The 22,463-nt window shown below is 34.7% G+C and carries 16 protein-coding genes; 8 read left to right on the forward strand and 8 right to left on the reverse strand.

All coding sequences use genetic code 11. The features are described from left to right. Window positions 1-8 precede the first annotated feature (8 nt). On the reverse strand, window positions 9-2,429 hold the full coding sequence (gene pheT, locus BUA03_RS15085) for a phenylalanine--tRNA ligase subunit beta (RefSeq protein ID WP_066080877.1): 2,421 nt from the start codon (window positions 2,427-2,429) through the stop codon (window positions 9-11). A gap of 265 nt (window positions 2,430-2,694) precedes the next feature. On the opposite strand from pheT, the gene BUA03_RS15090 reads away from it, so the two are divergent. From BUA03_RS15090 to BUA03_RS15100, 3 genes are all read left to right on the forward strand, one after another. Beyond that, window positions 2,695-4,200 (forward strand): aldehyde dehydrogenase family protein, encoded by a 1,506-nt coding sequence (locus BUA03_RS15090; RefSeq protein WP_066080880.1) that lies wholly within the window; start codon window positions 2,695-2,697, stop codon window positions 4,198-4,200. 64 nt (window positions 4,201-4,264) lie between these two features. After that, window positions 4,265-5,299 carry an alcohol dehydrogenase AdhP gene (adhP, locus tag BUA03_RS15095; protein WP_066080883.1) on the forward strand — a complete coding sequence of 345 codons (1,035 nt, stop codon included), beginning with the start codon at window positions 4,265-4,267 and terminating at the stop codon, window positions 5,297-5,299. Window positions 5,300-5,367: 68 nt separating this feature from the next. Continuing rightward, on the forward strand, window positions 5,368-5,742 hold the full coding sequence (locus tag BUA03_RS15100; RefSeq protein WP_066080886.1) for a DUF779 domain-containing protein: 375 nt from the start codon (window positions 5,368-5,370) through the stop codon (window positions 5,740-5,742). Between the two features lies 1 nt (window position 5,743). Here the strand turns inward: BUA03_RS15100 and BUA03_RS15105 are convergent, their stop codons facing one another. The 6 genes from BUA03_RS15105 to recG all read right to left on the reverse strand — a co-directional run bounded on the left by BUA03_RS15105 (window position 5,744) and on the right by recG (window position 15,666). Then, window positions 5,744-6,667, reverse strand: a complete 924-nt coding sequence (locus BUA03_RS15105; protein ID WP_066080890.1) for an AraC family transcriptional regulator — start codon at window positions 6,665-6,667, stop codon at window positions 5,744-5,746. A 73-nt stretch (window positions 6,668-6,740) separates the two neighbouring features. Then, the gene (locus BUA03_RS15110; protein WP_066080893.1) at window positions 6,741-7,604 is read right to left on the reverse strand and encodes a bestrophin family protein; all 864 of its coding nucleotides are present in this window, start codon (window positions 7,602-7,604) and stop codon (window positions 6,741-6,743) included. A 26-nt stretch (window positions 7,605-7,630) separates the two neighbouring features. Next, the gene (locus tag BUA03_RS15115) at window positions 7,631-8,944 is read right to left on the reverse strand and encodes a TolC family protein (RefSeq protein WP_066080896.1); all 1,314 of its coding nucleotides are present in this window, start codon (window positions 8,942-8,944) and stop codon (window positions 7,631-7,633) included. A 69-nt stretch (window positions 8,945-9,013) separates the two neighbouring features. Further along, window positions 9,014-12,109: an efflux RND transporter permease subunit gene (locus BUA03_RS15120; RefSeq protein ID WP_066080899.1), complete on the reverse strand. Its 3,096-nt coding sequence runs from the start codon at window positions 12,107-12,109 to the stop codon at window positions 9,014-9,016. Window positions 12,110-12,177: 68 nt separating this feature from the next. Next, window positions 12,178-13,236, reverse strand: a complete 1,059-nt coding sequence (locus BUA03_RS15125; protein ID WP_066080904.1) for an efflux RND transporter periplasmic adaptor subunit — start codon at window positions 13,234-13,236, stop codon at window positions 12,178-12,180. A gap of 309 nt (window positions 13,237-13,545) precedes the next feature. Then, window positions 13,546-15,666: an ATP-dependent DNA helicase RecG gene (gene recG, locus BUA03_RS15130; protein WP_066080907.1), complete on the reverse strand. Its 2,121-nt coding sequence runs from the start codon at window positions 15,664-15,666 to the stop codon at window positions 13,546-13,548. Window positions 15,667-16,683: 1,017 nt separating this feature from the next. Here recG and BUA03_RS16750 point away from each other — a divergent pair. From BUA03_RS16750 to BUA03_RS15145, 4 genes are all read left to right on the forward strand, one after another. Further along, complete coding sequence (locus BUA03_RS16750) at window positions 16,684-16,833, forward strand: hypothetical protein (RefSeq protein ID WP_157492203.1); 150 nt, start codon at window positions 16,684-16,686, stop codon at window positions 16,831-16,833. 141 nt (window positions 16,834-16,974) lie between these two features. Beyond that, on the forward strand, window positions 16,975-17,181 hold the full coding sequence (locus tag BUA03_RS15135) for a hypothetical protein (RefSeq protein ID WP_066080910.1): 207 nt from the start codon (window positions 16,975-16,977) through the stop codon (window positions 17,179-17,181). A gap of 131 nt (window positions 17,182-17,312) precedes the next feature. Further along, complete coding sequence (locus BUA03_RS15140) at window positions 17,313-17,858, forward strand: DUF1697 domain-containing protein (protein ID WP_066080913.1); 546 nt, start codon at window positions 17,313-17,315, stop codon at window positions 17,856-17,858. 211 nt (window positions 17,859-18,069) lie between these two features. Further along, the gene (locus tag BUA03_RS15145) at window positions 18,070-19,374 is read left to right on the forward strand and encodes a sensor histidine kinase (protein WP_245792686.1); all 1,305 of its coding nucleotides are present in this window, start codon (window positions 18,070-18,072) and stop codon (window positions 19,372-19,374) included. 21 nt (window positions 19,375-19,395) lie between these two features. On the opposite strand, the gene BUA03_RS15150 is transcribed toward BUA03_RS15145, so the two are convergent. Continuing rightward, complete coding sequence (locus BUA03_RS15150) at window positions 19,396-20,145, reverse strand: Dph6-related ATP pyrophosphatase (RefSeq protein WP_082854340.1); 750 nt, start codon at window positions 20,143-20,145, stop codon at window positions 19,396-19,398. A 90-nt stretch (window positions 20,146-20,235) separates the two neighbouring features. Here BUA03_RS15150 and BUA03_RS15155 point away from each other — a divergent pair, with 90 nt between their 5' ends. After that, window positions 20,236-22,299, forward strand: a complete 2,064-nt coding sequence (locus tag BUA03_RS15155) for a M1 family metallopeptidase (RefSeq protein WP_066080938.1) — start codon at window positions 20,236-20,238, stop codon at window positions 22,297-22,299. The last annotated feature ends 164 nt before the right edge of the window (window positions 22,300-22,463 follow it).

The following is a 22,463-nucleotide window of genomic DNA, read 5'->3' on the forward strand; positions in this document are numbered from 1 at the left end:
AAATGAATTTATCTCAAAGTGGCTCCAAGTTCAGTTTCAAAATTCTTTTGCAGCTTGCTCATAATTTTATCAATTTGAACATCTGTCAATGTTTTTGAATTGTCCTGAATAGTGAAACTCAAGGCGTATGATTTTTTACCTTCTGGAAGTTTTTGTCCTTCATATACATCAAATAAATTAATGTCTTTTAACAATGCTTTCTCCGTTTGACAGGCAATTGTGTAAATACGGTCATATGTTACACTTTGGTCAATTAATAAAGCCAAATCTCTACGAACTTCTGGATATTTAGGAATCTCAGTGTATTTTATTTTGCTTGAAAGTAATTTCAAAATTAAGCTCCAATTAAAATCTGCAAAAAACACTTCTTGTTTGATTCCAAAATGTTTTAAAATTGATTTTTTTACAACTCCTAATTCTACTAGAATTTCGTTTCCAACACTAATCGCAATCCCTTCAGAAAACACATCTGAAGTTACAGGTACATTTTGTGTTTTTTGAATGCCCAAACGAGAAAGAATTCCATTTGCAAACCCTTTAAATAAAAAGAAATCGGATGGTTTTTGAGTTGATGTCCAGTTTTCCTGATTTCTGTTACCAGTAAGGAATAAACTTAAATGCTTTTTTTCTTCATAACCGGCAAGGTAGTTATGATATGTTTTTCCAAATTCGAATAATTTCAAATCGGCATTTTTACGATTGATATTATACGATACTGCTTCTAATCCTGAAAACAGTAAAGACTGTCGCATTGTTGACAAATCAGCACTCAACGGATTTAACATTGTCACGTTATTTGTTGGATTCAAATCCTCTGAAAGTGCAACGTAGGACGCGGTGGTTAATGAATTTGCCATCATTTCATTGAATCCCTGAGAATTTAATTGTGTGGCAATCACATTTTGTATTTTGTAATCTTCGTTTCTAGGCGAATTAGAAACGGTAGCATTTAGTTTTTTAGAAAAATTAATATTGTTGTAGCCATACACTCTTAGTATCTCCTCTATAACATCTATTTCTCTCTGGACATCAACGCGATATGCAGGAATTGTTAATCCTAATCCAGCATCTGAGACACTATTTACTTTGATATCTAAAGAAACTAATATTTTTTTAATCGTATCTTTTTGTAATTCTTCCCCAATAATTTTTGCGACTTTACTAAAGTTTAAGAATACGCTGAAATCTTCTATTTTCTTTGGATAGACATTAAAAACGTCAGATGTAATCTCTCCACCCGCCACTTCTTGTATTAATAACGCAGCACGTTTCAAGGCATACTCTGTAATAGTAGGGTCAATTCCTCTTTCAAAACGAAAAGAAGCATCCGTGTTTAGCTGGTGTCTTTTTGCTGTTTTACGAATACTTACGGGATTAAAATAAGCACTTTCTAAAAATATAGAATTCGTATTTTCAGAAACTCCAGATTTTTTACCGCCAAAAACACCGGCAATGCATAAAGGACCTTTTTCGTCACAAATCATTAAATCTTCTTCGTGTAAAGTTCTTTCAACATCATCAAGGGTCGTGAATTTTGTGCCTGCAGGAAGCGTTTGCACTATTATTTTACCATTAATTTTTGCAGCATCAAAAGCATGGAGTGGTTGTCCTAATTCATGTAAAACATAATTAGTAACATCGACAATATTATTTTTAGGATTTAATCCTATTGCTTTCAATCTGTTTTGCAACCATGCAGGAGATGTTTTAACCTCGATCCCTGAAATAGTTACACCGCAATAGCGAGGGGCAAGTTTAGGCTCTTTTACATCTATATCAATTTTCAAAGTTCTTTTATCTACTCTAAAATTACTAACCGATGGGGTAATTAATTCTACATTTATACCACTTTGTAAAAGTCCAGCTCTTAAATCGCGAGCTGTTCCTAAGTGGCTCATGGCATCAGCACGATTAGGAGTAAGTCCAATTTCAAAAACTTCATCATCTTCAATTTTAAAAACGGTTGCAGCAGGTGTTCCCGGTACTAATGCATCGTCTAGAATCATAATACCGTCATGGCTGTCACCAAGGCCAATCTCATCTTCTGCACAAATCATTCCGTGGCTTTCCTGTCCGCGTATTTTTCCTTTTTTTATAGAAAAAGCAACTCCTGCTGCATCATATAATGTAGTTCCTATAGTAGCGACCGGTACTTTTTGACCCGCAGCAACATTATTGGCACCACATACAATTTGTACAGGAATACCGTTGCCTAAATCTACGGTGGTTATTTTTAGTCTGTCAGCATCGGGATGTTGGACGCAAGTGAGAACATGCCCTACAACAATACCTTCTAATCCGCCTTTTACGGATTGGTATTTTTCTACTATTTCCACTTCTAGACCTAAGTCCGTAAGTAATGCAGCAGTTTCATCCGATTTCCAATCTATTTTGATGAATTGTTTTAACCAATTGTAAGATATTTTCATTTTATGTTTTTTTCAAGATTGCAAATATAAGGATTGCAGGTTGGAGTAAGAAACAATTTTTTTTGTTTTTTATAATTCATTCGTAGTAATAAGCACGTGTAAGAAATGTTAATTTGGCATCATTAATTATAAATAAATGTGAAATAAATAATAAAATTAGGTTAAAAAAACAGATAGTAAAATTTAATGCTACTAGTTGGATGATTAATGCTATTCTAATAATAAATAAGAACCTAACTTTGGGTAAATCTAAAAATAAAACCAAATGGATAACGTAGTACAAAGACCTGAATTTAAGGCAAAATATGATAATTATATCGGTGGTAAATTTGTAGCACCAATAAATGGTGACTATTTTGACGTGGTTTCTCCAATAGATGGAAAAGTTTTTACGCAAGCTGCGCACTCTAGCAAGGAAGATGTAGCATTTGCTGTTGATAAAGCTTATGACGCTTTTCAAACTTGGGGAAAAACTTCTGCTACGGAACGCAGTAACTTATTGAATAAAATTGCTCAAGTTATCGAGGATAATTTGGAATATATAGCAACGGTTGAAACAATAGATAATGGAAAAGCGATACGGGAAACTTTGGCTGCAGATATTCCTTTGGCCATAGACCATTTTCGCTATTTTGCTGGTGTAATAAGAGCAGAGGAAAGTTCAATTGCCGAATTGGATTCGCAAACTGTTTCTATTGCTTTGAGTGAACCTTTAGGGGTAATTGCCCAAATTATTCCTTGGAATTTCCCTATTTTAATGGCAGTTTGGAAATTGGCTCCCGCTTTGGCAGCAGGGAATACGGTGGTTCTAAAACCGGCAGAAAGCACACCAATTTCTATTTTAGTATTAATGGAATTGATTGGGGATATTCTTCCTCCTGGAGTTATAAATATTGTGAATGGTTTTGGGGCCGAGTTGGGTAGAGCTTTGGTAACCAATAAAAAAGTGTCAAAAGCGGCATTTACCGGTTCGACTCCTACAGGTCGTTTAGTCATGCAATATGCTACTGAAAATATTATTCCAGTTACGTTAGAATTAGGCGGAAAATCACCTAATATTTTTATGGAATCGGTTGGTGATGCTGATGATGATTTCTTTGACAAAGCAGTTGAAGGTGCTGTCATGTTTGCTTTAAACCAAGGTGAAATATGTACTTGTCCTTCCAGACTATTAGTACATGAAGCAATTTATGATAAATTTATTGCCAAAGTTATTGAAAGAACTGCTGCCATCAAGATGGGAAATCCGTTGGACAGAACTACGATGATGGGTGCACAAACTTCTTTGGTTCAAAAAGAAAAAATACTGACCTATATTAAATTAGGAAAGGAAGAAGGAGCTGAATTATTAACAGGAGGGGAAGAAAATCAACTGGAAGGGGAATTAGCAGCCGGGTATTATATCAAACCGACCCTTTTCAAAGGACACAACAAAATGCGTATTTTTCAAGAAGAAATATTCGGACCTGTTTTAGCAGTTACTACTTTTAAAACGACTGAAGAAGCAATTGCAATTGCAAATGATTCAATGTACGGTTTGGGAGCAGGACTTTGGACGCGCGATGCACACGAAATTTATCAGGTTCCAAGAGCGATTCAGGCGGGTCGTGTTTGGATAAACCAATACCATTCTTATCCTGCGGGAGCTCCTTTTGGAGGATATAAACAGTCCGGAATTGGCCGTGAGAATCATAAAATGATGCTATCACATTACCAACAAACAAAAAACATGCTGATTTCTTACGATAAAAAGAAATTAGGTTTCTTTTAGAATGAATTATTAATTGAAAAAGGAAAGGTAAAGTGCTTTCCTTTTTTTTATAAATCGAAATATTATGCTACCAAAAACAATGAAGGCTGCGGTGATTAGAGAATTTGGGTCATTACTAAAGATCGAAGAAGTAGAAGTTAAACGTCCTGGTCGAAATGAAATTTTAGTAAAAATAATAGCAAGTGGTGTTTGCCATACGGACTTACACGCTATTGAAGGGGATTGGCCAGTTAAGCCAAAAATGCCATTGATCCCAGGACATGAGGGAGTAGGATATGTTGTAGCGGTAGGTCCAGATGTAAAGAATGTCAAAGAAGGGGATGCTGTTGGGGTGCCATGGTTATATAGTGCTTGTGGTGGCTGTGATCACTGTATCACGGGTTGGGAAACGTTGTGTGATACCCAGCAAAATGGAGGATACAGCGTAGATGGAAGTTTTGCCGAATATGTGATTGCCGATGCAAGATACGTTGGGCATTTACCTTCGAATGTAAATTTTTTGGAGATGGCACCCATCCTTTGCGCAGGTGTCACTGTTTATAAGGGATTAAAAGAAACGGAAGTTAAACCTGGAGAATGGGTAGCTATTTCAGGAATTGGTGGTTTGGGTCACGTTGCCGTCCAATATGCAAAAGCTATGGGAATGCACGTTGCTGCCATTGATATTGCGGATGATAAATTAGAGTTGGCAAAAAAATTAGGTGCTGATTTAGTAATCAATGCTAAGAATCAAAATCCTGGTGAATTTCTTAAAAAAGAAGTAGGTGGAATGCACGGATCTTTAGTTACGGCTGTTTCTCCAATCGCCTTTAAACAAGGATTAGAGACCTTAAGACGAAAAGGAACCATGGTGTTGAACGGACTTCCTCCTGGAAATTTTGACTTGTCGATTTTTGATACGGTCTTAAATAGAATTACAATTCGGGGTTCTATTGTAGGAACACGAAAAGACTTGCAGGAAGCGATACAATTTGCTGTAGAAGGAAAAGTTAAAGCAACCGTTACATCAGCAAAGTTAGAGGATGTAAATGATGTTTTTGAAAAAATGAAAAAAGGACAAATTGAAGGACGTGTCGTACTTGAAATTGCCAAGCAATAATATAAATTAGTAAAACAGAAAATTTGTGTTCGCATAAGTTTTCTGTTTTTATTTGTACCCATAAACAGATGATAAAAAGAATTGATGCCACCGAAAAGGCAATAGAATTGATAAAAATTTTGCAAGTAAAACATGGGGATTTAATGTTTTATCAGGCAGGTGGGTGCTGTGAAGGAACACAACCCCAATGTTTTGAAAAAGGAGGTTTTTATCAACGACTAGGCGATGTATGTATTGGTTTAGTAGAAAATACGGAGTTTTGGGTAGACAAAGATTTATTCGAATACTGGAAGCATGCACATTTTACTTTAGATGTAATTGATGCTTTTGGAGTAGGAGGATTTTCATTAGAAACCCCGTTAAAAAAAACATTCCGAATCGATTATCGGATTTTTACTCCAGAGGAAGAAAAGTCCCTTGAACCCGTTACTTATATTGAATAATTTAATTCACGCACAATAATTGGTATTGTTTGGGTGTAATACCCTCGTGTTTCTTAAACAAACGAATAAAGTAATTACAATCCTCAAACCCGGACATGTGGCAGACTTCATTAATTTGTATCGTAGGATTTTGGAGTAATTGTTTGGCACATCTCATTTTTTCATTAATTACAAATTCTATGGGACTCATTCCTAATTCTTTTTTGAAAAATCGATAGAAAGAAGTTGTGCTCATACATGCTTTTTCACTCAAATGTTTCATGTTAAAGTTTTCTTTTAAATTCAACCGGATGAATGCTACAACTTCGGTAATGGGATTCTTTGGATCTATAAAGAGTCCATTTTCAATTGCTTTGGCAGTTTGAGTTTGAATAATGCGAATCAATAATTCCTGTAAAGTCAAGTCGGCTAGAACATCTTTGGTTATTGAAGTACTCATGCATTCGTTTATCAGTTTATTAATCGTTGTGGCTAATGCTGCATTGTTATAAAAGAAATAGCTTTGGTAATTCAAGTGCCAGAATTGATCATTCCCCTCTTTTGGATAGCGCTCATTCAAAAATTGTAAGGTATCAGTTATTTTTTTTTGGTCTATCGCCAAAGCCAAACATTGCGTTGGATTGTTTCTAGAAGCTTCCGGAAAATCAATTTTCATTTCCACATTCGAAGGAATCACTACAGTTTCTCCCGGCAAATATACAAAGCTTGGATCATCAAAAAGGTGCATTACTTTTTTGCCTCTCAACATGCTGGTGACCACTAAATCATTAAACTTTAAAGGAACTAATGTCGAAGATTCGTAGTTCTCAAAAAGATTGAGCTCGCAATGCTTCAAGGAATATACGGTTCTGTTTTCTACTAATGTTTTCAACGATTTCTCGTTTGAGAGATGTGGAGGATGAATAAAAGCACGGTTACTAGTCATAGTTTTAAACTTTAAAAAGTCAAAGCTTAAATTTAATGAAAATAATTAGATTGTTAAAGGTGTTTAACAAAATTTAAATTAACTCCTCAACATGTTTTTTAATGTTTTCTGCCATTTTCCTCGTTGGTAAATCATTGGCGTCAGTTCCAAAAGGATCTTCGATTTCTTCAGCAATGAGCTCTAAACTCGCTAAAACATAAAAAATAAATACGACAACTGGAATTACATAATAGCCCAGGCTAAAGACATATCCAAAAGGCAAAGTTAGGACGTAAATAAAAATAAATTTTTTTATAAAAGCACTATAAGAGTAGGGTATAGGCGTATTTTTTATTCGTTCACAAGCCCCGCAAATATCTGTAAAAGATTGTATTTCAGTATTCAAAATAATCAATTGGTCTCCTGTAATTTTGTTGGAAACATATAAATCATTGATTTTTTGAAATAATATTTTGGCCACCTGATTTGGTTTGTGTTTGTGATGATCAATTTCTAAATCGACATCATCAAACAATTGCATACCCGTTTCACTATCATTTAAATGTTTGTGTAAAACGGAGGCATACGTGGGAATCACTTTCCGAAAAAAATTACGATCTTTTTCATCCTGCAATATGATTGATAATTTGATCGCTAAATTCCGACTGTTATTTACAAGTCCGCCCCATAATTTTCTTCCTTCCCACCATCTATCATAAGCAGTATTGGTGCGGTAAGCCAACAGTAAGGAGATTACGAAACCTAACATTCCGTGCATTATTGAGATATTTTTGACATGGCTACTATCTGGTAAATGCCAATATTCAATTTCTAAATAACCGATTCCACCAGAATAAATCCCGATAATAACCATCATTGGTATCAGTTTTCTAAAGGTGTCTCCTTTGCTTAATTGGAAAATAAAACTGATCCAGTCTTTGGGATTATACGAAGTCATTCTGAATTTTTATTTACAAAAGTATATTAAAAAATTAGATTGCCAGCTAATTCACGAAGTGCAATTTCAGATAATTTACCTTGAAATTGCGCGTTGCTGTAGCGCACTTTGGCATTCACATAATTCAATTGTGCCGTTCTGAATTCTAACGTTGTAATAGTCCCAATTCGAAATTTATCTAAAGTAATACTCAAATTTTGTTTGGCAATTGACTCATTTTTTTCCTCTAAAACAATCAATTCTAAATTGGTCAAATACGTTTGGTAAGAAGTAGACAATTGTGAATTTAGCGCTAAATTTTGCTGGTCTATACTCAATTTAGAGTTTTCAATAAGAATCTTGGCGATTTTTTCATTCCGGTTTTGTGCAAAACCATCGAATAGATTCAATGAAGCACTGAAGCCATAATTAAAGCCTCTGGATTGAGATTGCACCACAAAACCAAGACTAGATTGACTTTCAGAAAAATTATAGGCAGTATTTACGCGAAGGGTAGGATAACGTGCCGCTTTAATTTGTTTTAATTCTAATTCGGCTACTCTTTTAGTAATAATTTGGGCTTCCAATTGAGGATTTTGTTTCTCGGCTAAAGCTTTTAGTTCCGGTAATAATAATAAAGAATCGACTTCCAGTACATCAATTACTTTAAAATTGGTCGTTACCTCTCTCGCCATTAGCTGGTTTAGTAAAATCTTGCTATTAGCATACAATTCTTTTTGTCTTAGCAGCGCTACTTGATCCGTATTCAAATCTACTTGTGCATTCAAAACTTCTAATTTAGATGCTTTTCCAATGGTAAATCTATTTTGTGCCAATGTTAATCGCTGGTTAGAAATGACGATTGTTGTATCTAATGCCGCCAATTGTTGCTGTTGTTGTACTAAATCGTAATACGCAGCATTTACATCGCTAATTCTTGTGATTAAGGTCAGTTTTAATTGTGCTTCGCCTAGCTTTTGTAATTCTTTGAGCTGATCTAATCGGGCAAACATTCTCAGTCCGTCAAAAATAGTCCAATCTAATCCAACACCGTAGGTCAAATTATTATTTTTGGCATTATCTAATTCATTTTTTGTACCATCCTGACGCGTTTGTGAACTATTTTGAATACTGTTGTTATCTATCACATTTGCGGTAACAGTTGGCAGCATTCCAGCATTTCCAATAGCCACGTTCGTTTTTTCAATAGTCAAATTATTAGTAGCAATTTTTATTTCATAATTATTTTCCAATGCAATTTTTACCGCACTTTCTAAAGTTAAGACTTCTTGTGCATTGGTTTCCATTGCACAAAAAAAGAGTAAGATTAAGCTTTGCAATAGTATTTTAGAGTGTGTCATATTTTTATTTTTTGACTTGGATTATTATTGTAATTGTTATATAATCCCAAACATCAGCGTTCCATTAAATTATTTAACTTCTTTCTCGTATTCTTCAATATGGTCAAATTCAGGATAATGTTTACGAGCTCTCGACCACATTAAATACATGGCTGGTATGACAAATAAAGTTAAAACTAAGGAGAAAATAGTTCCCCCAACAATGACAACTCCCATTCCAATTCTACTAGTTGAGGCAGCTCCTAAGGACAAGGCAATAGGCAATGCACCTAGGGAAATAGCTAAACTTGTCATTAAAATTGGCCTCAATCTCGCTTCTGAAGCTTCTAATATCGCCTCAAATTTTGGTTTTCCTTGTTCCCGCAACTGATTGGCAAATTCAACAATTAGAATTCCGTTCTTGGTTACTAAACCAATAAGCATTACGGTTCCAATTTGGCTGAAAATATTCCAAGTCTGGTCAAACAACCACAACGAGAATAATGCCCCTGCGACGGCCATTGGTACAGTCAAAATAATGATGAAAGGATCTATGAAACTTTCAAATTGTGCTGCTAATATTAAGAATATTAATAATAAAGCCAATCCAAATGCGAAGGCAGTATTTGAGCTACTTTCGACAAAATCCCTTGATTCTCCCCCTAAATCGGTGGTAAAAGTATCATCAAGCACTTTAGCCTTAATTTCATTCATGGCATCAATTCCATCGCTAATACTTTTGCCTGGAGCAAGACCTGCAGAAACCGTTGCAGCCATATAACGGTTGTTATGATACAGTTGTGGCGGATTACTTTTTTCTTCGATGCTTACCACGTTATCCATTTGGATCAATTGTCCCATATTGTTTTTTACAAACATCGAGGTTAAATCCAGTGGTTTTGAACGGTCTTTTTGGTCAAACTGTCCAATAACCTGATACTGTTTTCCATTTCTCATAAAGTATCCAAAGCGTTGTCCACTCAAGGAAAGTTGCAATGTTTGTGCAATGTCAATCACGGATATCCCTAGACTTTCGGCTTTTTCTCTGTCAATGGTGACATTAACTTCAGGTTTGTTAAATTTTAAATTTACGTCACTAACTGCAAAGGTTGGGTTCTGAGCCACTTCATCCATAAAAAGAGGAATTTTTTCTTCCAGTTTTTTAAAGTTGGGTGCTTGTATAATGTATTGAATTGGCAATCCCCCGCGTCGGTTTACTGCTATGGTTGGTTGTTCAATAACAGAGGTTTTTGCGTCTGGATATTGCTTGGTCCACTTGGTCAATTTCTCTGCAATTTCTTTTTGTGAATCGGTTCTTTCATTTGGTTGAACCAATGATACGCGGATGAAACCACTGTTTACGGACGAGGATCCAAAACCAGGGGAGGTAATTACTAGAGCTACTTTTTTTCCTGGAATAGAGTCATCTACTAATTTTGATATTTCCTGCATGAAGCGATCTGTGTATTCATAAGAGGATCCTTCTGGTGTGGTCATTCGCAATACAAAACCACTGCGGTCATCATACGGTGCAGTTTCTTTTTGTAAGAGGTTAAAAAACAAGTATATTAACCCAAAACAAGCAATAAGAATAGGGAAACTCAACCATTTCTTTTTCATAAAACTACTCAATGAACTGGCGTAACCGCTATTTAATTTTTGAAAATAAGGTTCAGTTCGAATGTAGAATTTGGATTTCTTTTGTTCGCCACCTTTCATGAGATAGGCATTTAACATTGGGGTTAAGGTCAACGATACAAAAGCCGAAATCAAAACGGCAGCACCAATCACGACCCCAAATTCCCTAAACAAGCGCCCGACGAATCCTTCAAGGAAAATCACAGGCAAAAATACCGCTGCTAAGGTGATTGAAATCGAAATTACGGCAAAAAATATTTCATTAGATCCTTTGATAGCCGCCTCGATAGGCGTCATACCTTCTTCTACTTTTTTGAAAATATTTTCGGTGACTACAATTCCGTCATCAACCACTAATCCTGTTGCCAAAACAATTGCTAACAAGGTCAATACATTGATGGAAAAACCAAAAAGCCACATGATAAAGAAAGTAGCGATTAGCGAAACGGGAATATCTATCAGTGGTCTAAACGCAATAGCCCAATCCCTGAAGAATAAATAAATAATTAAAATCACCAAAATAATGGAAATCCCTAATGTTTCCGCTACTTCAATAACTGATTTTTTTACAAAAATCGTATTGTCAATAGCAATATTTAGCTTGATGTCTTTTGGTAAATCCTTTTTTAATTTTTCGAATTCTTTGTAAAAAGCAGTCGAAATATCTAAATAATTGGCCCCTGGTAGTGGCACAATTGCAACACCCACTAACGGTGCTCCAGATTGTGTCATTTTAGTTTCTGTATTTTCAGGTCCAAGAATTGCGGTTCCTACATCACTAAAACGCACCACTTTTTCATCTTCAGCGCGAATAATAATATTATTAAATTCGGCAGCAGTAGAAAGGTTTCCCACCGTTTTTACCGTTAATTCGGTATTATCACCCGTCAGTTTTCCGGACGGTAATTCAACATTTTGCTTGTTTAACGCATCTCGTACTTCAGAAACGGTACATCCATACGAAGCCAGTTTTACTGGATCAATCCACAACCTCATGGCATATCTTTTTTGGCCCCAAATTTGGACACCACTCACACCAGGAATGGTTTCAAGCCTTTGTGAAATGACATTTTCAGCATAATCACTAAGCTCTAATGCATTTCGTGTATCACTTTGAACGGTCATCGAAATAATCGCATCCCCATTGGCATCCGCTTTAGAAACTACTGGCGGAGAATCAATATCTTGTGGTAGGTTTCTAACGGCTTGTGATACTTTATCACGGACATCATTGGCTGCATCTTCCAGATTTTTATCCAAATTAAATTCAATCGTAATGTTGCTGCTTCCTTGTGCGCTAGAAGAGGTTACATTTCTGATTCCGTCAATGGAATTTATCGCCTTCTCAAGCGGTTCCGTAATTTGAGATTCGATTATATCTGCATTTGCACCAGCATAATTGGTACGAATGGAAACTTGCGCGGGATCAATTGAAGGAAACTCTCGAACGCCAAGAAAGGTGTATCCAATTAAACCAAACAAAACGATGGCTAAATTAATTACTATGGTAAATACAGGTCTTCTAATACTTGTTGTGGATAAACTCATTTAGATTTTAGATTTTTAATTGCTGATTTTAGATTTTTAATTGCTTTGAAGGAATCTAATATCGCAATCTACTTAATTGTAACAGTCACAGGAGTTTCGTTTTTTAAGGATATCACACCGCTGGTAATGACTGTATCGCCTGCTTTTAAACCAGAAAGTACCAAGATGGTAGCATCTGTTCTCGTTGCCGTTTCTATCATTACCTCTTTGGCTTGGCCATTAGAGGAAATGAAAACTTTTTTGCCGTTTTGTATCGGGATAATGGCTTCAGTAGGAACAACAATTGCATCTTTTATAATGTCCAAAGGCAATTCAACATCTGCAAAAGTGCCTGGTAATAATGTACCTGTTTTATTTTCAGCGATGGCACGAACTTGTAATGTTCTCGTTGCGATGGCCACTTCGGGTTCAATAGCGTATACAATAGCGCTAAATGTTTCATTAGAACCAGCCACTTTAAAGGTGAGTGTCGTATTCGTTTTTACTTGGCTAGCATATTTTTCTGGGATTGAAAAAGTAATTTTTAGTTTTCCCGTATTTACTAGTTTTGCTACCAATATCGCAGGTGTAATATAAGTTCCAGGCGAAATAGAACGCAATCCAATTCTTCCAGAGAATGGAGCTCTAACAGATGTTTTGGCAATTTGCGCCTTTATCAATTGACTTTGGGCTTGCGCCGATTTTAAATCAGCTCTCGCTAAATCATACTCTTCCTGACTGATAGCTTCTTTTTGTAACAGCAATTTGGCTCTTCTTTCGTTTTCCGAGGCTAATCCTTCTCTAGTAGAAGTTTGCCGCAACTGTGCTCTTAACTCTAAATCATTTACCTTAAAAAGCACCTGCCCTTTACTCACGTTGCTCCCTTCCTTAAAATAAATGCCTTCTACAATTCCAGAAACTTCACTTCGGATTTCAACTTGTTCATTCGCTTCAATAGAACCAGAAAGGGACAAATTATTGTCAAAAGTTGCTGGTGTTGCCACAATTCCGTTTACGCTCATGGATTTGCCTTTTCCTTTGGAATCTTTAGAATCTCCGCTTCCCCTTTTATTTTCTGTGATTCTGTAACCAATAAAGCCAATGATTCCAATAGTTAACAAGGCATAAACTAAGTATTTAATTTTCATAAGTGTACTATAAAGTAGGATTAGGTTTCAGTATAAATAGTTAAAAAGCAAATTTAGGTTTTAGAAATGGTATTTATGATGTTGTTGATTTTTATTTAACGTTTGTACATACAACTATACAAATTCTAAAGGTAAAATAATGCAAATTAATAAAATCATTACTAATAGGACTCCAAAAAACAGCATTAGTTTAATCAACAAGTAAAAAATAGTTTTCAAAAGGATTTATTGTAAAAATGAAAGCAAATAAATGTGTCAATTTGCTTAAACTGTACCTTATATTCCTAAAAAATAGGTGTTAGACAAAAATTAACTGATGTAATTCCAAATGTTTTTCTTTTTAGTCATTTCTATAAAAACAGCTCTTAAAGAGGCGTGCTCTGGTTTTTGCATTCCCGCATCGTCCTTGAGTAATTTTAAAGCATAATTTCTGGATAGCGCCAAAGTATCTCTATCGCGAACCAAATCAGCAATTTGAAGGTTTAGCACTCCGCTTTGCTGCGTTCCCATCAAATCACCGGGACCTCTCAGTTTTAAGTCGACTTCGGCAATTTCGAAACCATCATTCGTTTGTACCATGGTTTCCATTCGGGTTTTACTATCGGCACTTAATTTATGACTGGTCATCAAAATACAGTAGCTTTGTTCTGCTCCACGACCCACGCGACCTCGAAGCTGATGCAGTTGCGATAGTCCAAAACGTTCTGCACTTTCAATAATCATCACACTCGCATTAGGGACATTTACACCCACTTCAATCACAGTGGTGGCAACCATAATATTGGTTTTTCCTTCCGAAAAGCGTTTCATTTCTGCTTCTTTATCAGCAGGTTTCATTTTTCCATGAAGAATTGAAATCGAATAGTGCGGCAAAGGAAAATCCCTTGAAACACTTTCGTAACCGTCCATCAAATCTTTGAAATCCATTTTTTCCGACTCCTGAATTAAAGGATAAACAATATAAATTTGGCGTCCCAAAGCAATTTCGTCCCGCAGAAATTTCCAAACTTTTAATCTGTTGCTATCAAAACGGTGTACAGTTTGAATGGGTTTCCGTCCCGGAGGCAATTCATCGATTACTGAAATGTCTAAATCGCCATACAAACTCATTGCTAACGTTCGCGGAATTGGTGTTGCAGTCATGACCAAAACGTGTGGCGGAATTACATTTTTTTTCCACAATTTAGAGCGTTGTTCTACACCAAAACGGTGTTGCTCATCAATTACAGCTAAGCCTAAATTCTTAAATTTTACTTTGTCTTCTAATAAAGCATGCGTTCCGATAAGGATGTGTAACGTGCCGTTTTCTAGTTCTTCATGGATAATTCGGCGTTGCGCAATTTTGGTCGAACCCGTTAGCAAGCGGATATTTATTTTAGGCCCAGAACCTTCAGCTGCAGCCAATTCTGATAAACCAACAAAATGCTGGTTGGCCAAGATTTCTGTTGGTGCCATTAAGCAGGCCTGAAAGCTATTATCCAGTGCCAATAGCATGCTCATAAAAGCCACAATTGTTTTTCCAGATCCCACATCACCTTGTAGCAATCGATTCATTTGGGCGTTGCTACCCATGTCGGTGCGTATTTCCTTAATCACTCTTTTTTGCGCATTTGTCAGTTGAAAAGGCAAATGATTTTGGTAAAAATCATTAAAATAGTCACCCACTTTTGCGAATGGATGTCCTTGAATTTTATGTTTGCGAATCAGATTTTTCGTGATTAATTGCAATTGGATAAAGAATAATTCTTCAAATATTAACCGGAATTTGGCTTTCGCCAAAACGTCTGCGCTTTTAGGAAAATGAATGTTGAATAAGGCTGTTTTTTTAGGAATCAACTTCAATTCGTTGATCAAATAATCTGGTAAAGTTTCCGTGAAAAGTGCTTGGGTTTCCAGAAACAATTGTTGCATCAGTTTATTTATTACCCGATTCGAAATTCCGCGATTGGTCAAGGTTTCTGTCGAAGGATAAACGGGTTGCATCGCGGAACGCAAACTTTGTTCGTGCTCGCCCATCAATTCAATTTCGGGGTGCGGCATATTAAAGGTATTCCCAAAAGAAGAGCACTTGCCAAAAATCACACACATTTCATTGAGCTTTAAACTCTCCCGAATCCATTTATGGCCTTGAAACCAAACGAGTTCCATTTGTCCCGTATCGTCTACAAACGTAGCGACCAGTCGTTTTTGATTCCGACCAAACTCAACCGTTTTAATATTGATGATTTTACCAATGATTTGAACCTCAGCGGCATTATTTTGCAATTCATTAATCTTGTAATAGCGCGTGCGGTCAATATATCGGTTGGGAAAAAAATTAACCAAGTCCACATACTTGTAAATTCCCAATTCCTTGCGCAGCAATTCGCCCCGATTGGGACCAACGCCTTTTAAATATTCGATAGGAGTGAGGAGCAGGTTATTAGACATTACAAGTATTCAAATTAAAATTGCAGATTTTATAATTTCGAGGCTATTCTTCACACACTCGATTCTTTTTTGTTTCCACAAGCGAAGGTAGTTTTTTGTTTGGAAATTTAAAAATGGTAAAATTGAGTAAAAAGCCAGATGTTATCGATGGAAAGCACTAAAAAGTTCTGCGATATTTCAAAGATATTTCTTTTCGTAGAAGCTATTCTCGCTATTCGTTGCAAGCTTTGCGGCATCAAACCTTTTTTCTAAGTTGGGGCAGGAGCTTCCTTCGGTCGCTCTGCCACAACTAGAAAAAATGGTTTTCTGCTCGCAAAGGCTTTCCACTGCTATCAAGGCTAGGAAACGCGGTGTAAATGACTAAAATAGTATGAAATCACGATTATTGGTTTTTCGTTCTTTATTTTGACAATTAAGGGAAATCATATTCGAGATCAACGTTAGGAAATAACTTAAAAAAAAATCTGGAAAAAAATCGACGGATTTTAGACGTCATTTACATTCGATCGATTTGTATTGTATTTCAAATCTTTAAAAGCTTGGCCATTATCCTTTCACTAATTTCAGAGTTTGAATTTAAATACGTTTCAAAAATTCAATAGCGTCGGGCTTCAGCCCAATGCGTATAAATGCAAAGGAATTTGGCTTTAGCCAAAACTTATATATTGGTTTTGGCTAAAGCCAAATTAAATTTTACTGTTAAAAACGGGCTAAAGCCCGCTCCAATTGATTTGTTTTCAAAAAGAAATAAGTGACCTCAGTTATTTCGGAAATGATTTTGAAAAATAATTTTCTAAATAAAAAGTACGATAATTATTATTATATTTGAAAATCATAAAAATTAAATTAATCCACATAAGAAATAGTAGATGCTTTCTTGTTGTTGTTTTTTTTTTGCTAACGAAGTGAATACATATTAAACTTTCAAAGTTTATTGTTTATAATTATACAATACTATTAGCTACGGATTAAAAAAAATTAGTAAAAACCTATTAAAATATCGAATAATATCAAAAGATGAAAAGGGAAGACTTTATGAAGTTCTTCCGTAATAATGAAAAATTAATTAAACTGACAGGCGATTATAGAGGGCAGAGTTTCCGACCATTATTTGTGAGAAGTTCCGATTTGAATGAAACTTTACTGGACGATATTTTATCTGATTAGTAGGTTTCTAATCTTGAAATAATAGAAATTGGAAGATGATAAAAATAGATTAACAAAGCAGAAGATAAATATTTTATCCCCAAAACTTTCCTTAAATTCTCACTTACAACATTAACAAAAACTCAATCAAATTTACCAATCATGAAAATATCAAAAACAATTTATTTAATTCTAGCGATTTTATTCTTGATCTCTTTTATCTATTCCTTATTTGATGCGGGAACGAATCATAAAGTTCTATTTTGGGAAACTAATATTTGGGTGTATCGCTTGTTTCGTTTGGCAGTTGCTGTTTTATTTATGAAATCGTATTTAGATCTTCGAAAAAAACAGAATGTTAGTGAATAAGGGATTATTTTAAATGATTAAAAAAATTAAAACATCGATAGAATGTTGAAAGTTGTACATTTTATAGTTAATTACTAAATTGTGATTTCAAATTTAAACGCAATACCTTCGCAAAATATAAAAACACAACAATGACAACTCATCTCGCATTACTACGTGGCATCAACGTTTCCGGTCACAGCATGATTAAAATGGAAGTTTTAAAAACGACTTTGGAAGCTATCGGTTTTCAAAATGTACAAACCTACATACAATCAGGTAATGTTTTTATAGACACCGAAGAGGAAAATGCGGCTGCTGTTGGGTTTAAAATTAAACAGGAAATTTTCAAGGTTTTTGGTCACGAGGTTCCTGTGGTGGTTATTAGTAAAGGAGATTTAGAAGCTTGTCTAAAAAACAATCCTTTTTTAAAAGATAAAGAAGTGGATAGTAAAAAATTATACGTCGCTTTTATTTCCACCACTTTGTCAAGTAACAGTATGAATGATTTAAGAATAAGCCAGTTCAAACCAGATGAAGCCAATATTGATGGAAATAAAATTTTTATAAAATATGCAGTAGGTGCTGGTAAAACACGCTTTGATCAAAAATACATCGAGAAAAAACTAAATGTAATTGCCACAATACGAAATTGGAATACCGTTACACAACTTCTTAAAATGTACGAAGAGCGATAAAACTAATCGCTTTTTTTTAATCACGAAAGCGGAATCTCTTGCTACAGCGATTCTTGATGGTAATTGCATTTTTATATATTTAATAGATTATAGAAATAAGATATAATCGCTAAAAATTAAAATAAAAGCTGTTTTTTTTTGAATCTCAATTTTGTTTGTACTATTAAATTTTCCATAAAAGACTGCCTCTAAAAAATACAAAAGACAGAATTTGAGTATTTTTGTAAAAGTGCGTTTTGCTGATTTATTCGAAGGAATTGGAAAATCTCAGATAGCACATCTTTATAATATTCAAAAAAGTTACAGCAAAATGGTCGCCCCATATAAATTTATTAAAGAAAAAGAAAGAATAAAATTACTAAAATCATACTCGATTTTAGATAGTTTACCAGAATCAGATTATGATAATTTGACAACATTGGCTTCGCAGATATGTGAAACTCCTATTGCCTTAATTACTTTTATCGATGATGACCGCCAATGGTTTAAATCCCGCAAAGGCTTAGATATTTCTGAAACGCCAAGAGACATTTCTTTTTGCGCTCACGCAATTAACAATCCTAACGAAGTTTTTGAAATTAACGATGCTCGAAAAGACAGTCGTTTTTATGACAATCCTACCGTAGATGGTTCAAACAATGTTGTTTTTTATGCTGGTGCACCGATAAAAAATTTGCATGGACTTCCGCTTGGTACAATTTGCGTTATTGATCATAAACCTAAAATTTTAACAGAGGAGCAAAAAACAGCATTGCAAGCGCTAGCGGACCAAACAATGAAATTACTTGAGTTGCGTCTCAACAAAATTGAACTTGAAAAAACGATGGTTGCACTGAAAAAAAAGAATGATGACTTAGAGCGATTTGCCTACATTGCTGCTCATGATTTAAAATCTCCTTTGGCAAATATTTCTGGTTTGAGCGATTTTTTCACAGATAACTATGGCAATTCAATTGATAAAGAAGGTAATGAGGTTATTAATTTGATTAAAAGTTCAACAGTAAAATTAAAGGAAATGATTGATAATTTATTGCTTTACAGTAAATCTAGTTTACTAGATAAAGAAAATTGTAGTGATGTACTTATCTCTGATCTGGAAAAGGATTTTTCAAATCTTTACATTTTTAAAGATAATTGTATCATTACTTTTAAAGCTACCGTAAATTCTATTTGCGTTAATAAAGGCGCTTTTGAACAAATATTGAATAATTTAGTCACAAATGCAATAAAGTATAGTGATAAAGAAAAAATCCAGATTGACATTGTTATCACTGAAGAGCGCGATTTTTATATGGTTACTGTAACTGATAATGGTATTGGAATTTCAATAGAAAATCAAAAAAATATTTTTGATTTGTTTACAATAGTTAATAGTGTAGATCGATTTGGCGCTAAAGGAACGGGAATTGGTTTAGCGACTGTAAAAAAATTAGTTGAAGATCTTGGTGGCACTATTTCAGTATATTCAAAGGTTGGCAAAGGATCCAAATTCATTTTTACGTTGGCACGAAATTAAAACTACTTGTTTTTTCAAGTATCATTTGGGAATTAAATCACAGTACCAAAATCCAAATTTGAAAGGATCAGAAAAATTTGTTTCACGAATTGTGCTGGAGGAATTCTCTTGTTTTGGACTTTCATATTTTTGATACGATGTCTCTCCAATATCGAAATAGATGGGTTTAGAGAAAATGGGTCCATCAAAAGTGAAAGTGTGAAATTCGCCGTTTTCACCACAAACATCTACATTTTCAGGTAAATCGTCGATGAAATCTTGATTTAGTATTCGTCCGACAAAACTTTTATCTAAAAAGCGTTCGTTGACACAAACCACAATCGTTTTGAATCCAAGTCTTAAGAATTCTTGAATTAGTTCGTGAGTTGGGATTTTCCAAAGCGGAAAAATACCTTTAAACCCTATTTCGGCTAATTTTTCTTCTCGATATTTGCGCAAATCTTCTAAAAAAATATCTCCAAAAACAGAATGGGTAATCCCTTGTTTTTTTAGTTTTACCAATGTTTCAGTCATGATCCTTTCATAAACTTCCATGGTAGGCATTTCAGGAACTTGCATAATTTCAAGCGGCAACCCAATGCTTTTGGCTTGCTGTTGCAATAACTCCACTCGCACGCCATGCATGGAAATGCGCTGCAATTCTTGGTTGATACTCGTCAGCAAACAGCTAATCTCAAAGTCGGGATTTTGTGCTATTTTGTATAGGGCAAGTGCAGCATCTTTTCCACTGCTCCAATTAAGTAGGGCTTTCGTTTTCAATTTAGTTTTCATGTCTTTTCTGAACGTAAATCTACAAAATTTGTCGGGTTAGTTTGTGAAACCTTTGTAACTTTGGGAATTGCATCATTAAATATGCTAGTAATGAAATACCTATTCTTTTTTATTTCCACATTGACATTTGCCCAACAAAATCAATCGGTTGATTTTAAAACGGTTCTAGGTAAAATCACCATTAATCCAAGGGAAAAAATTGTGTCAGGAGATGTCAATTATAATTTTGAAGTGTTAAAATCCATAGATACTATTAAAATTGATGCGCAAAACATGGAGATTTCTAATTTGAGACTTAATGGAAAACCAATCGATTATAAAAATACCCAAAAGCAATTACAACTTATTTTCCCCTTTAAAAAAGGAAAAAACAACCTGACTTTTCAGTATTTGGCGAAGCCAAAGCAAACTATATATTTCGTTGGTACGGAAGAAATGGAGAATCTACAAATTTGGACACAAGGGCAAGGGAAATACACAAGTCATTGGTTTCCTAGTTTTGATGATGTAAATGAAAAAGTTGTTTTTAATATGAACATCGTATTTGATAAAGACTATCAGGTAATTTCAAATGGTACGTTGCAATTCAATTCGGAATTGAATGGACTTTCCGTTTGGAACTACCGTATGCAAAAACCAATGAGTTCTTATTTATTGATGCTTGCCATTGGAAAATTTGAGAAGCAAACTCAAGTATCAAATTCGGGCATTCCGTTAGAGATGTATTATGAATCTAAAGATAAAGCTAAGTTTGAACCCACATACCGTGATTCAAAAAGAATGTTTGATTTTTTAGAAAAACAAATAGGAGTGAAGTATCCATGGGAAATTTATAAACAGGCACCTGTTCGTGATTTTCTATATTCTGGAATGGAAAATACTTCGGCAACTTTATTTTCTACTCGTTATGTAGTCGATTCGATAGGATTTGAAGACCGAAGTTATACCAATGTCAATGCACATGAATTGGCGCACCAATGGTTTGGAAATTTGGTCACAGCTGAAAGTAGCAAACACCATTGGCTTCAAGAAGGTTTTGCTACCTATTACGCCTTATTAGTCGAGAAAGAATTATATGGTGAAGATTATTTTTATTCCAAATTATATGAATCGGCACAGCAACTGAAGTATGCTTCGAGAACAGATACTATTCCTGTCCTGAATTCCAAAGCAAGTTCATTGACTTTTTATCAAAAAGGCGCTTGGGCATTATTTGTTTTGCAGGAAGCAATAGGTGAGAAATCCTTTAGAAAAGCGGTAAAAAACTATATAAAAAAACATAAGTTCCAGAGCGTAAATACCCAGGATTTTTTTGCTGAAATCAAGAAAGTGTCTAATTTTAACCTAGATGATTTTAGTAAAGTATGGCTTGAAGAAAGTATATTTAATACACAGCAAGCTAATCGGTTACTAGAAAAAAATGAGGCTGTAAAGATGCTTTTAGACGTAGATAAAATGCGAAATAGTGCCTTATCAGATAAAAGAGATTTTTTTGAGGCAGTCATGAAATCCAATGCGTATTTTTCGGTAAAAGAAGGAATTCTAAATCAATTAAAAAAAGAAAAATTTGAAGATAAAAAGCAGCTGTTAATACTTGCTTTGGAAACCAATAATACACAAGTTCGTCAAGGAGTAGCTGGCAATTTGAATGTAATTCCAGCCGAATTTAGGGAGAAATATGAAACTTTATTGGATGACAAATCGTACCAAACTCAGGAAATAAGTTTATTTAATTTATGGAATAACTTTCCCGAACAGCGTTTTAACTATTTGGATAAATCAAAAGATTGGATTGGATTTAGTGATTATAATCTTCGGAATTTATGGTTGTCGTTGGCGTTAACAACGCCAAACTATGTACAAGATAAAGAGCAATTAATAAACGAGTTAATAGGCTATTCGTCTAGTCAATATGAAGCTACTACACGTCAAAATGCGTTAGAAAACCTGATAACTTTTAAATTAGTAAACGATACGGTTTTGAAAAATTTAGTCAATGCAACCACACATCACATGTGGCAATTTTCTAAATTTGGCAGAGATACCATAAGAAAATTATTAAAAAGTTCAGAAACGAGACTTGCGTTGGAAAAAATAATTCCTGATTTAAACGAAGTAGAACAATTTCAACTGCAACGTTTGCTAAAAGAATAAATTGGTTTTAGATTGATTTTTTTTTAGATTTGGGTTTGATATTTTTTAAATAAATCTTCATCTCATTACCTTCGATTTAAAGTGGGGTTCTTAAAGATGAAAAATAGCAGATAGAAGGATATAAATAGGTTTTCATAGCGTCTAAAAGTAGTGTTGCACTTCGT

The organism is Flavobacterium fryxellicola (assembly GCF_900143245.1).
GTDB lineage: Bacteria > Bacteroidota > Bacteroidia > Flavobacteriales > Flavobacteriaceae > Flavobacterium > Flavobacterium fryxellicola.